Here is a 14731-nt window from a genome sequence, read left to right on the forward strand (position 1 = left end):
TCAAAGGCCATCTATCCCGCCCATTTTGCGCCAGGATCGATCATGAGCAAAGACGCCGAGCAAAACCCCGTTCATCACCGCCTAATCATTCTCGGGTCGGGCCCGGCCGGCTACACCGCTGCGGTATACGCCGCACGCGCCAATCTGGATCCCGTGTTGATCACGGGCATGGAACAGGGCGGTCAGCTGATGACCACCACCGATGTCGACAACTGGCCGGGCGACGTGGAAGGCCTGCAAGGCCCTGGCCTCATGCAGCGCATGGAAGAACATGCCAAGCGTTTCGACACCGAGATCCTGTTCGACCACATCCACACCACGGATCTGTCCAAGCCGCCCTACCGGCTGGAAGGCGATCGTGGTGTCTATACCTGCGATGCGCTGATCATCGCCACGGGTGCGACCGCACGTTATCTGGGCCTCGAGTCCGAGACCGCCTTCATGGGCAAGGGCATTTCCGCGTGCGCGACCTGCGATGGCTTCTTCTACAAGGGCAAGAACGTGGCCGTGATCGGCGGCGGCAATACCGCGCTCGAAGAAGCGCTGTATCTGTCCAATCTGGCTGCCCATGTGACCGTCGTGCATCGGCGCGACAAGTTCCGTGGCGAGAAGATTCTGGCCGACAAGCTCTTCGACAAGGCCGCGAACGGCAACGTCTCCATCGTCTGGGAACACGAACTCGACGAAGTGCTCGGCGACGAAATGGGCGTGACCGGCGGTCGCATCAAGAATCGCAATACCGGCGAGACGCAGGAACTGGACGTCGACGGCATCTTCATCGCGATCGGCCACAAGCCGAACACCGATATCTTCGAAGGCCAGCTCGACATGGCCGGCGGTTATATCAAGGTGCAGAGCGGCAGCCAGGGCAACGCCACGGCCACCAGCAAGCCCGGCGTGTTCGCTGCCGGCGATGTGATGGACCATGTCTATCGCCAGGCGATCACCTCGGCCGGCACCGGCTGCATGGCCGCGCTCGACGCCGAGAAGTATCTGGACGCGCTCACCGAGGATGACAGCCCCCGCGAAGCGCATGTCGAAAGCCAGGTCGCCCATCGCGAAGTCTGAAAGGTCGCGCCTCGGGCACGGCCGGCGCTGGCCGGCCGTGCCGCGCTTGAGGCATGATGAGGCGATGACAGTTCGAACCCGTATCGCGCGGCACGGCCGCGCTCTTTGTCTGGTGGCCGCGACCGCGTTCGCTGTGGCGGCCTGTAGTAGTGCGCCGGATATGGACCGGCTCATCGCCCCCACGACCGACAGCCGCAGCGCGATCGCCGCCAAGGCCCTGGAACGCCTCGGCGCGCCCTACAAACGCGGCGCTTCGGGCCCCAAAGCATTCGACGACAGTGGCCTGGCCTACTACGCCTACCGCGGCGCCGGCGCATCGTTGCCGCGCGCGACGCAGGCGCAACTGGATTCCGGCAAGCCGATCGAGCTGGCCGCCGCGCAACCGGCCGATCTGCTGTTCTTTCGCGTCGAAGACGGCCGCGGTGACGACACGCTCGTGGTGGGTCTTTACATGCAGGCCGGCGAAATGCTCATGGCCAGCCCCGGCTTTGGCGCCAAGAGCGGCGTGGCCCTGTTCGATACCGACGACGAGTTCTGGCAGCAGCGCATGGTCGGCGCCGTGCGCCAGTTACCGCAATAACCGCGCGAACTTGAAAGCCGAACACAAAAACGGCGCCTCGAGGGCGCCGTTTTCATATACGTGCCGGTCAGGGCGCGCTGTGAAAAAGCGTTTAGAGCTTTTCCTTGATTCGAGCCGACTTGCCGCTGCGCTCACGCAGGAAGTAGAGCTTGGCGCGACGCACGTCACCGCGACGCAGCATCTTGATCTCGGCCACGTTCGGGGAGAAGGTCTGGAACACGCGCTCCACGCCTTCGCCGTGCGAAATCTTGCGAACCGTGAAGGCCGAGTTGAGGCCGCGATTGCGCTTGGCGATCACGATGCCTTCGAAGGCCTGCAGGCGCTCACGCTCGCCTTCCTTCACGCGCACCTGCACGACCACCATATCGCCGGCCGAGAAATCCGGAATGTTCTTGCCGCTCTGCTGCTCGGCTTCCAGTTCGTCGATGATGTTGCTCATGGTCAGTCTCTGTAGCGTTCTTGAAGGCCACGGGGGCGTTGAAAGACGCGGCAGTATACCGGAACTGATCGCGTTTTTCGCCACCCGCCGTCGGGTTTTCTGCATTTTTTACGCTTCGGGCGGCCTATCGGCATCGCCAGAGGCGGCCTGTTCGGCGATATATTCGTCCAGCAGCGCTTTCTGATGCGCCGTCAGTGCCCGACGGTCGAGCAGGTCCGGGCGTCGTTGCCAGGTCACGCCGAGCGCCTGCTTTTCGCGCCAGCGTTCAATGCGCGCGTGGTCGCCGCTGAGCAGCACTTCCGGCACATCGGCACCGGCCAGCGACGGCGGACGCGTGTAGTGCGGGTGATCGAGCAGACCGTCGACAAAAGAATCCTGCTGCGCGGAGCGGCTGTCGCCGAGCACGCCCGACAACAGGCGCGCCACGGCGTCGATGATCATCATCGCCGGCAGCTCCCCGCCCGAGAGCACCACATCACCCATGGACAGTTCGATATCGACATGGGCGTCGACAAACCGTTGATCGATGCCCTCGTACCGCCCGCACACGAGCACAAACCCGTCGCCGGCGGCCAGTCGCTCGGCCCAGCGCTGATCGAAGCGTTCCCCCTGCGGAGACGGCATGATCACCGGTGCACGCGCCTTACGCGCCGCACGCACCCGATCCAGCGTCGCTGCCAATGGCGCGGCCTGCATGACCATGCCGGGGCCGCCGCCGTAGGGGCGATCGTCGATGCGCCCGCTGGCGTTGTCGGCATCATCACGCGGATTCCAGCAGGCCAGTTCCAGCCGCGATTCGCGCAGGCCGCGCCCGACCACGCCAAACTCCTGGAGCTGGCCGATCCATTCCGGAAACAGCGTGACGACATCGATACGCATGGCAGATCGCGCGGCTAGCGCCCTGTCACCTTTGTTGACGACATGAATTTCGCGTGATTATTCGCGCCACATCACGCCCGGGCAACGCATTATGGCGGCGCCCATTGCCAGACGTCGCAACGTCCGTGGCGCAAAGCGTCGAACTGCTACGACGAGTCTGAGTGACGGGGTTCTAGAAGTCCGCATCCCAGTCGGCCACGATGCGGCCCGCATCCAGATCGACTTCGTCGATGACTTCGCCGACCACGAACGGCACCAGCCGCTCGCGCTCGCCCTGGAGCACCAGCACATCGTTGGCACCCGTTTCCATCATCGCCTTGACGCGACCGAGTGCCGCGCCCTCGCGATTGAAAACGTCCAGGCCGATGAGATCGAACCAGTAATACTCGCCGGGTGCAGGCGTCGGCAGCTGATCGCGCGCCACGGCGATCTGTAGATCAACGAGGGCCGCGGCCGCGTCGCGATCGGCCAGCGGCGTGTCGTCATCGCCGGCAATCCGTGCCACCAGCGTCTTGCCCTGCTCGCGCGCGTCCAGAACGCGAAAAGGCCGCCAGGCATCCTGGCGGCCTATCAGCCAATCTTCGTACTCGAGCAGATTGACGGCCGGGCGGGTGTAGGAATAGACCTTGATCCATCCCTTGACACCAAACAGCCCGCTTACATGGCCGAGAACGACAGGTCGATCCGCCATGCGTGCAGGCCGGGCGGCTTATTCCGCGGCGCCGGCCTGGTTTTCGTCGGACTGCGCCTCGGCTTGCGGGGCGGCTTCGGCGGACTGATCGCCCGTCTCGCCGGCCGGAACCGTCTGCTTCGGCGCTTCCTTGGCCTTGCTCACGGGCGGCGCGGCACGGGCCGGCGCCTGGCCTTCGCCGTGACGGTTGAAGCTCTTGACCAGGTTGATCACGCGCTCGGAGAGCTGTGCACCATGGCCCTTCCAGTACTCGATACGCTCGATATCGAGACGCAGCGGCACTTCGCCACCGATCGCGACCGGGTTGAAGAAACCCAGGCGTTCGATATAGCGGCCGTCGCGCGCATTGCGCATGTCGGTCACCACGATGTGATAGAAGGGACGCTTCTTAGCGCCGCCGCGCTGCAGCCGAATTTTGACCATAGCCGTTTATTTATGCCGTTGATATGAATGAACGCCGCGCGCCTTTTACAGGTTCACGCTCGTACAAAGATCGCGCATTGTACGCCAATGGCTGAAAAAGGAAAGCCATCGGCGCCCTGATCGCCGCATTGTCGCAGCGGGACCGAAATTAGCGCTAGCGGCCCATGCCCGGGGGCAGACCGCCACCGCCGCCCATGCCGGGCGGCATGCCGCCGCCGGCACCGCCCATGCCCTGCATGGCGCGCATCATCTTCTTCATGCCGCCCTTGGAGAATTTCTTCATCATCTTGCGCATCTGCATGTGCTGCTTGAGCAGGCGGTTGACGTCCTGCACCTGGGTGCCGGAGCCGCCGGCGATGCGCCGCTTGCGGGATGCCTTGATCACGTCCGGGAACGCGCGTTCCTGCGCCGTCATCGAACTCACGATGGCGAGCATGCGCTTGACCTGCGTGTCGTCCGCGGCGCCCGCCATGCCCTTGGGCATCTGCGCGCCGCCGGGCATTTTCTCCATCAGCGCGCCAAGACCGCCCATCTCCTGCATCTGGCGCAGCTGATCGGCCATGTCGTTGAGGTCGAAACCCTTGCCCTTCTTGAGTTTCTTGGCAAGTTTTTCGGCCTTGTCGCGATCGACCTTCTGCTCGGCCTCCTCGACCAGCGACAGCACGTCGCCCATGCCGAGAATGCGCGAGGCCACGCGATCCGGGTGAAACGGCTCGAGCGCTTCGAGTTTTTCGCCCACGCCCAGGAACTTGATTGGCTTGCCGGTGATCTGTCGCACCGACAGCGCCGCGCCGCCACGGGCGTCGCCGTCGACCTTGGTGAGCACCACGCCGGTCAGCGGCAGCGCATCGCCGAAGGCCTTGGCGGTGTTGGCGGCGTCCTGGCCGGTCATGGCATCGACCACGAACAGCGTCTCGGCCGGGTTCAGCGCGTCGTTGAGACCGCTGATCTCGGCCATCATCTTGTCGTCGATACCCAGCCGGCCGGCGGTGTCGACGATCAGCACGTCGTAGAAGCCCTTGCGTGCGGCATCCATCGCCGACTTGGCGATCGCCAGCGGCTTGTCGCTGGACTGGCTCGGGTGAAAATCCACGCCCACGTCGGAAGCCACCCGCGCGAGCTGGTCGATGGCCGCCGGGCGATAGACGTCGGTAGACACCACCAGCACGGATTTCTTTTCGCGCTGCTTGAGATAGCGCGCGAGCTTGCCGGTGGACGTGGTCTTACCCGCGCCCTGCAGGCCGGCCATGAGCACCACGGCCGGCGGCTTGGCACGCAGATCGAGGCTTTCATTGGCCTCGCCGAGCAGCGCGGTGAGTTCGTCCTTGACGATCTTGATCAGCGCCTGGCCGGGCGTGAGGCTGGTCATCACCTCATTGCCGACCGCCCGTGCGCGGATATCGTCCACGAACTGCTTGACCACGGGCAGCGCCACATCGGCCTCGAGCAGGGCCATGCGCACTTCGCGCAGGGTGGACTTGATGTTGTCTTCAGTCAGCCGGCCGCGGCCGCGGATGGTCTGAAAACTGCGATTGAGCCGATCACTCAGACTGTCGAACATGCGTGGCGCTCGATCGATAAGGGCTTTGAGGCCGCCCAGTATAACGGTGCTGACGCGCCCTGCATGCAAGCCGGCGCAGCTGTCTTATTACCGGCTTCGCAAATACGGCACAATGGCGGTCTATGACATTCGAGCCCCAGCCGTTCTAGATGGCCCTTGTCATCATCGAAGTTCTAATCGCTGCGCTGGCCTACGCCGGGGCCGCCGCGGCCGTGTGGCGGCATCTGGCCAGCGGCACGGCCTATTGGCATGTCACCGCGCTGGCCGCGCTCGGGCTCGTCGCCCAGATCGGCTCACTGGCCCACCTGAGTCTGCAGTCGGGCATGCTCGTGATCGGCCTGGGTACGGCGTTGTCGCTGTTTGCCTGGCAGGCCGCGCTGCTGCTGTGGCTGTTCTCGCTGCGCGAATCGGTCGGCGCGCTGGGGCTGGTAATCTATCCGCTGGCCGGGCTCTGCGCGATCACCGCCCTGCTGGTGCCGGATGCGCATAGCGCCACTGAATCGCTGGCCTGGCCCCTGCAGCTGCATATCCTGTTGTCGGTACTCGCCTACGGCCTGCTGACCCTCGGTGCTGTACAGGCGATCGTGCTGGCCATGCAGCATCGTCAGTTGCGCCGGCGCCCGCCGTCCGGTCTGTTCACGCGGCTGCCTGCGCTGCAGACCATGGAAATGCTGCTGTTCCGTCTTATTGGCAGCGGCTTTTTCCTGCTCAGTCTGGCGATCGCGACCGGCGCCCTGTTCATCGACGACCTGTTCGCACAGCATTTGGTGCACAAGACGGTGCTGTCGCTGTTCGCCTGGCTGTTCTTCGCCGTGCTGCTCTACGGACGCTGGCGCTACGGCTGGCGCGGGCGCGTTGCCGTGCGCGGCGCGGTCGCCGGCTATAGCCTTCTTGTCCTGGCTTATTTCGGCAGCAAGTTGGTGCTTGAGCTGATTCTGGGCGAACATTGGTAGCGCGCCTGCCGAATGCGCCCGCCGCAGCCGGCCTTAACGAACAACAAACGCGCGCCTCCATTTGATTACGGGCTGACTTCTTGGACGCCATTTCACTGCCGATACTGTTCGGCGTACTGATACTGATGCTCGTGTTATCGGCCTTCTTCTCGGGCTCCGAGACCGGGCTGATGACGCTCAACCGCTATCGCATGAAACACCTGGCCAAGACGGGCCATGGCGGCGCGTCGCGGGCAGCAAAACTGCTCGATCGCCCGGACCGGCTGATCGGCCTGATCCTGCTGGGCAACAACCTCGTCAACATCGCGGCCTCGGCGGTCGCCACGGTGATCGGCATCCGTCTGTTCGGCAATGTCGGGGTGCTGGTGGCGACGGTGTCGCTCACGGTGCTGGTACTGATCTTTTCCGAGGTCACGCCGAAGACGCTGGCTGCCCTGCACCCGGAACGGGTCGCGTTTCCGGCGTCTTACGTCTACGCACCGCTACTGCGTATCGCCTGGCCGGTGGTCGTGGTCATCAACCTCGCCGGCAACGGCATCCTGCGCCTGTTCGGCGTATCGGCCGACGATGCCGCCGCGCATTCGCTGTCGTCGGAGGAACTGCGCACCGTGGTCACCGAGGCGGGGGCGATGATTCCGCGCCGACATCAGCAGATGCTGCTGTCGATTCTCGACATGGAGAATGCCACCGTCGAGGACATCATGATCCCGCGCAACGAGATCGTGGGTATCGACATCAGCAAGTCCTGGCCCGAGATTCTCGAACAGCTGGTGCACAACCAGCACACGCGTCTGCCGATCTTCGACGGCTCGATCGACGAGCTGGAAGGCATCGTGCACATGCGCCGCGTGCTCGCGCTGGTGTCCGAGGACAATCTCGACAAGGACGCCCTGCTCGGCCTGGCGCGCGAGCCCTATTTCGTGCCCGAGGGCACGCCGCTCAACCAGCAGCTGCTCAATTTCCAGAACCAGCAGCGCCGGATCGGCTTCGTGGTCGACGAATACGGCGATATCCAGGGCCTGGTCACGCTCGAGGACATCCTGGAGGAGATCGTCGGCGAGTTCACCACCGACCCCGCCACCCGCGTCAAGAACGTCTACATGGACGCCGACGACAGCTACCTGGTCGACGGCACGGTCACGCTGCGCTCGATCAATCGCGCGATGGGCTGGAAGCTGCCGGTGGACGGCCCCAAGACCATGAACGGTCTGATCACCGAACACCTGGAAACGATCCCGCAGCCCGGCACCAAACTGAAGGTGGGCAAATACGTGCTCGAGATCGCGCAGACGCGCGCCAATCTGGTCCAGACCGTGCGCGTGCGCCCGCCCAAGCGCCGGGCGCGTCGGGCTGCCAGCGGCGATTCCGAGGCGTCGGAACACACCCCCGGCACGGACAATCCGAAAAAGAACGACAAGCGCGAGCCCGCCGACCGCTGAGCCCGCGCCACTTCAGGCGACGGCGTCGATCGCCTCGCCCAGGCGCGCCACGCCCACGATCTCCATATCGCCGATGCGTTTGCTGCGCGGCGCATTGGCGCGCGGCACGATCGCGCGGGTGAAACCATGCTTGGCGGCCTCCGCCAGACGCTCCTCGCCGCCCGGCACGGGGCGGATCTCGCCGGCCAGCCCGATCTCGCCGAACACCACCAGCCGCTCGCCCAGCGGCCGGTCGCGGAAGCTCGACAGCGCGGCCAGAATCACGGCCAGGTCGGCGGCCGTCTCCGACACGCGCATGCCGCCCACCACGTTGACGAACACGTCCTGATCGCCCAATGGCACGCCGCCGTGACGATGCAACACCGCCAGCAGCATGGCCAGACGCTGACTGTCCGGACCCAGCGCCACCCGACGCGGATTGTGCAGTTGGGACCCGTCCACCAGCGCCTGTACCTCGACCAGCATCGGCCGCGAGCCTTCCCGCGTGACCATCACCGCGCTGCCCGGCACGGGTTGTTCATGGCGCGACAAAAAGATCGCCGACGGATTGGTGACCTGTTTCAGACCGGCATCCGACATCGCGAACACGCCCAGTTCGTTGACCGCGCCGAAACGGTTCTTCACCGCGCGTATCACCCGGAATCGGCTCGAGGCCTCGGCTTCGAAATACAGCACGGTGTCGACCATATGCTCGAGCACCCGCGGGCCGGCGATCGTGCCCTCCTTGGTCACATGACCGACCAGAATGAGCGCGGTGCCGGTCGCCTTGGCAAAGCGAACGAGCATGGACGCCGATTCGCGCACCTGCGACACGCTGCCCGGCGCCGACGTGACCGCCTGCGAAAACACCGTCTGCACGGAATCGATCACTACCAGACGCGGCGCCTGCGGCTTGGCCAGCGCCAGTACCCGTTCGACACAGGTTTCTGCCAGGACGGCCAGCTCGGCCTGATCCACACTCAGGCGCTGGGCGCGCAGATGCACCTGCTCGAGCGATTCCTCGCCGGTGACATACAGCGCCGGGATCGCCGCGGACAGCTGTGCGAGAACCTGCAGCAGCAGCGTGGACTTGCCGATGCCCGGGTCGCCGCCGATCAGAATCACCGATCCGGGGACCAGCCCGCCGCCGAGCACGCGGTCGAGCTCGGAAAGCCCGGTGGGCGTGCGCGCCGTTTCGGCCGGGCGAATGGCATTGAGGCGCTCGACCTGCGGTGCGGCCGTGCCAAAGCTCGCCGGCGCACTCGCGCCCGGCTTGGCCGGCGCCGCGGCCACGCTTTCTACCAACGTGTTCCAGGCGCCGCAATCGCTGCACTGGCCGGCCCATTTGGCATGGCTCGCGCCGCAGGATTCACACACGAAAACGGTCTTGTTACGGGCCATGCGATTACGTCGGGTCGGAACAAACCGGCATACTAGGGCCTGTATTTCGACGATGCACGCGCCCGTGCGGCCACGCGTACGCCAACGCCAGATGTCTGCGTCTCGGCGTGCGCCGTACCGCCCGCCATACCCGACAGATCTACGAGGATTCGATGCACGAACGCCTGGATATCGATTTCGTCAGTGCCGGCACCACCTGCCGGGCCTGGTTCTATCCCGCGCGTACCGATGCCTTTCGCACGACCGAGGGCGTGCCCTGCGTGGTCATGGCCCACGGGCTCGGCGGCACGCGTGACGCCGGCCTCGAACCCTATGCCGAGCGCTTCGCCAGCGCGGGACTCGCCGTGTTCCTGTTCGACTATCGCCATTTCGGCGCCAGCGACGGCGAGCCGCGTCAGCTGTTGTCGGTACGCCGACAGCTGCACGACTGGCGGGTCGCGATCAGCGTCGCCCGGCGCCAGCTCGACGTCGATGCCGAACGCGTCGCCCTCTGGGGCAGCTCGTTTTCCGGCGGCCACGTGATCGCCGCCGCCGCGCGCGACGGCCAGGTTGCCGCCGTAACCGCCCAAGGGCCGATGATGGACGGCCTCGCCGCGGTCACGAACCTCGCATCCTATGCCGGCATCGTTCATCTTCTGAAGCTCACCTGGGCCGGTATCCGCGATGCCATCAACAATCTCGCCGGCGCCGATCCGTATCTGATCCCGATCGTCGGCCGCCCGGGCACACTCGCCGCGATGAGCAGTGACGATGCCTACGACGGCTATCACGCCATCACGCCGCCCGGCTGGCGCAACGAGATCGCTGCACGCTTTGCCCTTACGCTCGCGCTCTATCGTCCCGGCAAACGCGCCAACCGCCTGCCCTGTCCTGCGTTGATTCAGATCTGCGACGAAGACAGTGTCGCCCCGCCCTGGGCCGCCGAGGCCACTGCGCTTCATGCGGGCGAGCGCGGCCGCGAACGGCATTACAAGATCGGCCATTTCGACATCTATCGCGACGCGGGTTTTCGCCAGTCCAGCGCCGATCAGGTCGCATTCTTCAGCGAACATCTCACACCGGAGGCGATGGAAACGCGCCGCCGTGAACGCAGCCGGGCGAAGCGTGCGGATCGTGGCAAGAGTCCGATCAGCTTGCGCTGACTGAGGGGATTCGAGCGCTTTTATATAGCGAGGCCCGTGGCACGACGACGCTGGGCCCTGCGGCATCGGCCGGTGACGTATAGGTAGTCGATTGTTTGGTGGCTTCTGTTTGGTCAAGCCGATGCAAGTCGGTGGGCCCGCGCCCAGTAAGGCTTACGCTCATTTGAGAGTGCGCTGAGAATCGCCGCCTTACGCTGACGATTCTCGAATCAACTGCGCGAGTAAATTTTGGCTTGAGGTTTCGCACTGCCGTGCGAGCCCCTTTTATTTGCTCGCCCAAATAAAAGTAGCCAAAACAAAAGGCACCCTGTCTTGCGTCGGCGCTTCGCGCCGATGCCCTGCGCGGCTCCGGCCGAAAGAGGACAGCCGGAAACTCGCCGCGCTACGCGCGACTCAGACATCCGGCTGTCTTTTTCTCTTTCGGCCTCCACTGCTCGGCGCTGCGCCCAAGGGGACCCAATACAGGCAAGCTCACTATCGCTCGCTCAAGGTCGTGCGCTTTTATGTCGGCTTAGGCTGATGCCTAACCCGACAAGAACGAAGTCGGGGGCAGGATTTCGGCTAACACGGCAAAGGCGACTCTTGCTGCGGGCTTGGCGTCTGTATTCAGGCCCGTTGCACGGCGACGGAGACGCGCAGCGGCGAAGGGTGTCCGGCGCACTGCGCCGGTGCGGCAAGGTGTTTGAGCATCGCCAAAGCGATGCGAGTTTTTGCCGCATCCCTTCGCCGCGAGCATCGGAGTGCACCGGCGCGAAGCGTCGGCGCTGTGTCCGGGTGTCCTTTTCCTTTGCTTACTTTCTTTTGGACAAGCAAAAGAAAGTGAGTCGCACAGCAGTGCGAAACAAAAGGTGCGACGAACTCGTGAGTGCGGAAAACGTGCGGCTAGAACTCGCCGAGCGTGGACCAGCGACACACTTTCATCGCGCCGGATTTCGCGATGTGGTGCGGTAAAAGCCCGCTCTTACGGACGCCGGGAACACTAACCCCTAGACCACCTCGAACCGCACCCGAGGCGTCAACCGACAAAACAACTCATAAGCGATCGTGCCCGCGTGACGCGCGACCTCATCGACATCCAGACCACCGCCCCAAAGCGTGGCCCGATCACCCACCCGCGCATCGGGCGCGTCCCGCAGATCCACCGTGATCATGTCCATCGATACACGTCCCACGAGCGGCACACGCACCCCGTTGAGCAGGACCGGCGTGCCGGATGGCGCATGGCGGGGATAGCCGTCGCCGTAGCCGATGCCGATTACGCCGAGGTCCATGTCTTGTGGCGTGCGCCAGGTCGCGCCGTAGCCAATGGTCTCGCCGGCGGCAATCCGGTTGCGCGCGATCAGCGGCGCGGTGAGATGCATCGCCGGTTCGAGCCCGCATCGGGCCGCATCCCGGTCGAGCATGGGCGAACTCCCGTAGAGCATGATGCCGGGCCGTACGACATCCGCATGGGCCTCGGGCCAGGCCAGCACGCCCGCGGAATTGGCAATCGAGCGTAAACCGGCGCGACCGGACGTGGCCCCCGCGAAATCGTCGAGCTGGGCCCGGGTGTCGGGCCGACTCGGCTCGTCCGCGCACGCGAGGTGCGTAAGCCAGCCCGCGACTTCAACCCGCTCCAGCGCCGCCACCCGACGCTCGATTTCGCCGGCCCGCTCGCTGGCAAAGCCGAGCCGGTGCATACCGCTATCCAGCGTGATCCAGACCGTGAGCGGCGGCCCGATATAGCTCGCCAGAACCTCGAGCTGACTGTCGTGAAATACCACGATCTCAAGCCGGTTTTCGGCCGCCTGATCGCAAACCGTCACATCGAGCTGCTGCGAGAGCATGGCGACCGGCTTGTCGATGCCGGCCCAGCGCAGCTGCAACGCCTCATCGAGACTGGAAACGGCGAAGCCATCCGCCTCACGCAGCGCCTGGGCGACGGTGACCGCGCCATGACCATAGCCGTCCGCCTTGACGGCGGCATAGACGCGACTGTCGGGCGCCAGATCTCGCACACGGCGCAGGTTGTGGGCGAGCGCGGCGCGGTCGATGACGGCCTGGGCGCGGATCACGGGGCGGGCCGGTTGGCGATCGGCGACATACTCATTCCATGAAATCTTCGTCGTCGTACTGTTCCTGCAGATTCTCGAAGCGCGTGAAGTGCGACAGGAACGCCGTGCGCGCCACGCCCAGCGGGCCGTTACGCTGCTTGCCGATGATGATCTCGGCCACGCCCTTGTCTGGCGTGTCTTCGTTGTACACCTCGTCGCGATAGACGAACATGATCACGTCCGCGTCCTGCTCGATGCCGCCCGACTCACGCAGGTCCGACATGCGCGGGCGCTTGTTGTCGCGCTGCTCGACCTGGCGGTTGAGCTGGGAGAGCGCAATCACCGGTACGTCCAGCTCCTTGGCGAGCGCCTTGAGCGAGCGCGAGATCTCGGAGATTTCGTTGGTGCGGTTCTCCTTGGTGCCCGGCACCTGCATGAGCTGCAGATAGTCGACCATCACCAGGCCGATATCGTGTTCACGCTTGAGCCGGCGTGCGCGCGCACGCAACTCGGAGGGCGACAGCGCGGGCGTATCGTCGATGAACAGCCGCGCGTTCTCGTTCATGATGCCGATCGCCGAGGTGATCTTGGGCCAGTCGTCCTCGGTGAGCTGGCCGGAGCGCAGCCGCGACTGATCGATGCGCCCCCAGGAGGAGATCATGCGCAGGACCAGCTGTTCCGCCGACATCTCCAGCGAAAATACCGCGACCGGAACTTTTTCCTTGATCGCGACGTTTTCGACGATGTTCATGGCAAAACTGGTCTTGCCCATGGACGGGCGCCCGGCAAGAATCAGCAGGTCCGAGGGCTGCAGGCCGTTGGTCATCTTGTCGAAGTTGTAGAGCCCGGTCGGCAAGCCGGAGAACGAACCCTCCTGCTGCACCAGCTTCTCGATGCGGTTGACCGCCTTGGTCAGAATCGAGTTCAGCCCCTGCGGGCCCTCGCCGCCGCGCCGGCCGCGCTCGGCGATCGCGAAGATCTCCTTTTCGGCGGACTCCAGCAGATCCGCCGCGCTCTGGCCCTGGGTGTCGAAGCCCATGGTGGTGATCGAGTCACCCGCGCGAATGAGCTGGCGCATGATCGAGCGCTCGCGCACGATATCCGCGTAGGCCTTGATATTGGCGGCGCCGGGAATATCGGCGGCCAGATTGCCGAGATAAGTCGCCCCGCCCGCCTTGTCGAGCAGATCGCGGCTGCGCAGCCATTCGGTGAGCGTGACCAGGTCGCGCGGCTGGCCCGTATCGGCCAGGTCGGCGAGACCGCGAAACAGCAGGCGATGATCCTCGCGGTAGAAGTCGTCCTCGTTGATGCTGCCGGCGATCTCGTCCCAGGCGCGTTCGGAGAGCAGCAGCCCGCCAATGACGGATTGCTCGGCTTCTATGGAATGCGGCGGCAGCTTGGCTTCGGCCATCGGAATCAGCGTGCGAGGCGGGGTTGGAGCTGAAGTTTACGCAAGGCTTGATACAAAAAAAAACGCCGCCCGGAGGCGGCGTTTTCTTTCACGCGATCTGCGCGTCGATCAGGACTGCTCGTCGTCTTCGGCGCGCTCGTCGATCGGCGCGTCGGCTTCGGTGCCGGTCTCGTCGGCCGGCTCGCCGGCGTCCTCGACACGTTCGCCTTCGACTTCGTCGGCGGTCGCGTCTTCTTCGGCAGCATCGGCGCCACGGCGCGGCGGCATGTTGATGCCCATGTCGGTCTTCTGGGCGACGATCACGGTGACCTCGACCTCGACCTCGGCATGCAGCTGCAGCAGCGTGGTGTACTCGCCCACGACACGAATCGTGCCTTCGGTAAGCGTGACTTCCTTCGGGCTGACCTCCACGCCTTCCTGCGTGATGGCTTCGGAGATCTCCTGCGGACCCACCGAACCGAACAGCTTGCCTTCGTCACTCGCGCGCATGGCGATGACGTATTCCTTGCCACGCAACTGATCGGCACGCGCCTTGGCACGGTCCTCACGCTCCTGCGAAGCGGCCTGCAGTTCGGAGCGACGCTCCTCGAAGACAGCCAGGTTGGCCTTGGTCGCCGGCAGCGCAATGCCGCGCGGCATCAGGAAATTACGGCCGTAACCGGGACGAACGGTGACGGTATCGCCCAGGTCGCCGAGGTTGCGGACTTTCTGTAGCAGAATGACTTCCACGTG

The 14731-nt window shown here is 64.8% G+C and carries 12 protein-coding genes and 2 pseudogenes; 5 read left to right on the top strand and 9 right to left on the bottom strand.

Annotated features, from left to right (window positions below; translation table 11 throughout):
• Positions 1 to 42 precede the first annotated feature (42 nt).
• A complete protein-coding gene (gene trxB / locus J7355_RS09305; RefSeq protein WP_209061941.1) occupies positions 43 to 1068 on the top strand; it encodes a thioredoxin-disulfide reductase in 1026 nt (341 codons plus the stop codon).
• A gap of 64 nt (positions 1069 to 1132) precedes the next feature.
• A complete protein-coding gene (locus J7355_RS09310; protein ID WP_209061943.1) occupies positions 1133 to 1648 on the top strand; it encodes a C40 family peptidase in 516 nt (171 codons plus the stop codon).
• 91 nt (positions 1649 to 1739) lie between these two features.
• Here the strand turns inward: J7355_RS09310 and rplS are convergent, their stop codons facing one another.
• From rplS to ffh, 5 genes and pseudogenes are all read right to left on the bottom strand, one after another.
• The gene (rplS, locus tag J7355_RS09315; RefSeq protein WP_209061945.1) at positions 1740 to 2087 is read right to left on the bottom strand and encodes a 50S ribosomal protein L19; all 348 of its coding nucleotides are present in this window, start codon (positions 2085 to 2087) and stop codon (positions 1740 to 1742) included.
• A 108-nt stretch (positions 2088 to 2195) separates the two neighbouring features.
• Entirely contained in the window at positions 2196 to 2966 is a 771-nt protein-coding gene (gene trmD / locus J7355_RS09320) for a tRNA (guanosine(37)-N1)-methyltransferase TrmD (protein WP_209061947.1), read from the bottom strand.
• Between the two features lie 172 nt (positions 2967 to 3138).
• Positions 3139 to 3657: a ribosome maturation factor RimM gene (gene rimM, locus J7355_RS09325; protein WP_209061949.1), complete on the bottom strand. Its 519-nt coding sequence runs from the start codon at positions 3655 to 3657 to the stop codon at positions 3139 to 3141.
• Positions 3658 to 3852: 195 nt separating this feature from the next.
• Positions 3853 to 4080: pseudogene (gene rpsP / locus J7355_RS17715) on the bottom strand (30S ribosomal protein S16); the annotation flags it as partial.
• A 154-nt stretch (positions 4081 to 4234) separates the two neighbouring features.
• Positions 4235 to 5641 (bottom strand): signal recognition particle protein, encoded by a 1407-nt coding sequence (gene ffh, locus J7355_RS09335; protein WP_209061953.1) that lies wholly within the window; start codon positions 5639 to 5641, stop codon positions 4235 to 4237.
• A gap of 149 nt (positions 5642 to 5790) precedes the next feature.
• On the opposite strand from ffh, the gene ccsA reads away from it, so the two are divergent.
• A complete protein-coding gene (gene ccsA, locus J7355_RS09340) occupies positions 5791 to 6594 on the top strand; it encodes a cytochrome c biogenesis protein CcsA (RefSeq protein WP_209061955.1) in 804 nt (267 codons plus the stop codon).
• An 80-nt stretch (positions 6595 to 6674) separates the two neighbouring features.
• Entirely contained in the window at positions 6675 to 8033 is a 1359-nt protein-coding gene (locus tag J7355_RS09345) for an HlyC/CorC family transporter (protein WP_209061957.1), read from the top strand.
• Positions 8034 to 8045: 12 nt separating this feature from the next.
• Here the strand turns inward: J7355_RS09345 and radA are convergent, their stop codons facing one another.
• Complete coding sequence (gene radA / locus J7355_RS09350) at positions 8046 to 9413, bottom strand: DNA repair protein RadA (RefSeq protein ID WP_209061959.1); 1368 nt, start codon at positions 9411 to 9413, stop codon at positions 8046 to 8048.
• 107 nt (positions 9414 to 9520) lie between these two features.
• On the opposite strand from radA, the gene J7355_RS09355 reads away from it, so the two are divergent.
• Complete coding sequence (locus J7355_RS09355) at positions 9521 to 10555, top strand: alpha/beta hydrolase (RefSeq protein WP_348523018.1); 1035 nt, start codon at positions 9521 to 9523, stop codon at positions 10553 to 10555.
• Between the two features lie 986 nt (positions 10556 to 11541).
• Here the strand turns inward: J7355_RS09355 and alr are convergent.
• The 3 genes and pseudogenes from alr to rplI form a co-directional block, all read right to left on the bottom strand.
• The gene (alr, locus tag J7355_RS09360) at positions 11542 to 12609 is read right to left on the bottom strand and encodes an alanine racemase (protein ID WP_209061961.1); all 1068 of its coding nucleotides are present in this window, start codon (positions 12607 to 12609) and stop codon (positions 11542 to 11544) included.
• A 31-nt stretch (positions 12610 to 12640) separates the two neighbouring features.
• A complete protein-coding gene (dnaB, locus tag J7355_RS09365; RefSeq protein WP_209061963.1) occupies positions 12641 to 13999 on the bottom strand; it encodes a replicative DNA helicase in 1359 nt (452 codons plus the stop codon).
• A gap of 294 nt (positions 14000 to 14293) precedes the next feature.
• Positions 14294 to 14728 (bottom strand): annotated as a pseudogene (gene rplI / locus J7355_RS09370) (50S ribosomal protein L9); the annotation flags it as partial.
• Positions 14729 to 14731 lie beyond the last annotated feature (3 nt).

Source organism: Endozoicomonas sp. G2_2 (assembly GCF_017744135.1).
In the GTDB taxonomy this organism is placed as follows: domain Bacteria; phylum Pseudomonadota; class Gammaproteobacteria; order Nevskiales; family Salinisphaeraceae; genus Salinisphaera.

What these genes read in the sequence shown, in the direction of transcription:
- ccsA (WP_209061955.1), top strand. Translation starts at nt 5,791, where the DNA reads ATGGCCCTTGTCATCATCGAAGTTCTAATCGCTGCGCTGGCCTACGCC.
- radA (WP_209061959.1), bottom strand. Translation starts at nt 9,413, where the DNA reads ATGGCCCGTAACAAGACCGTTTTCGTGTGTGAATCCTGCGGCGCGAGC.
- dnaB (WP_209061963.1), bottom strand. Translation starts at nt 13,999, where the DNA reads ATGGCCGAAGCCAAGCTGCCGCCGCATTCCATAGAAGCCGAGCAATCC.
- ffh (WP_209061953.1), bottom strand. Translation starts at nt 5,641, where the DNA reads ATGTTCGACAGTCTGAGTGATCGGCTCAATCGCAGTTTTCAGACCATC.
- rplS (WP_209061945.1), bottom strand. Translation starts at nt 2,087, where the DNA reads ATGAGCAACATCATCGACGAACTGGAAGCCGAGCAGCAGAGCGGCAAG.
- trmD (WP_209061947.1), bottom strand. Translation starts at nt 2,966, where the DNA reads ATGCGTATCGATGTCGTCACGCTGTTTCCGGAATGGATCGGCCAGCTC.
- trxB (WP_209061941.1), top strand. Translation starts at nt 43, where the DNA reads ATGAGCAAAGACGCCGAGCAAAACCCCGTTCATCACCGCCTAATCATT.
- J7355_RS09310 (WP_209061943.1), top strand. Translation starts at nt 1,133, where the DNA reads ATGACAGTTCGAACCCGTATCGCGCGGCACGGCCGCGCTCTTTGTCTG.
- rimM (WP_209061949.1), bottom strand. Translation starts at nt 3,657, where the DNA reads ATGGCGGATCGACCTGTCGTTCTCGGCCATGTAAGCGGGCTGTTTGGT.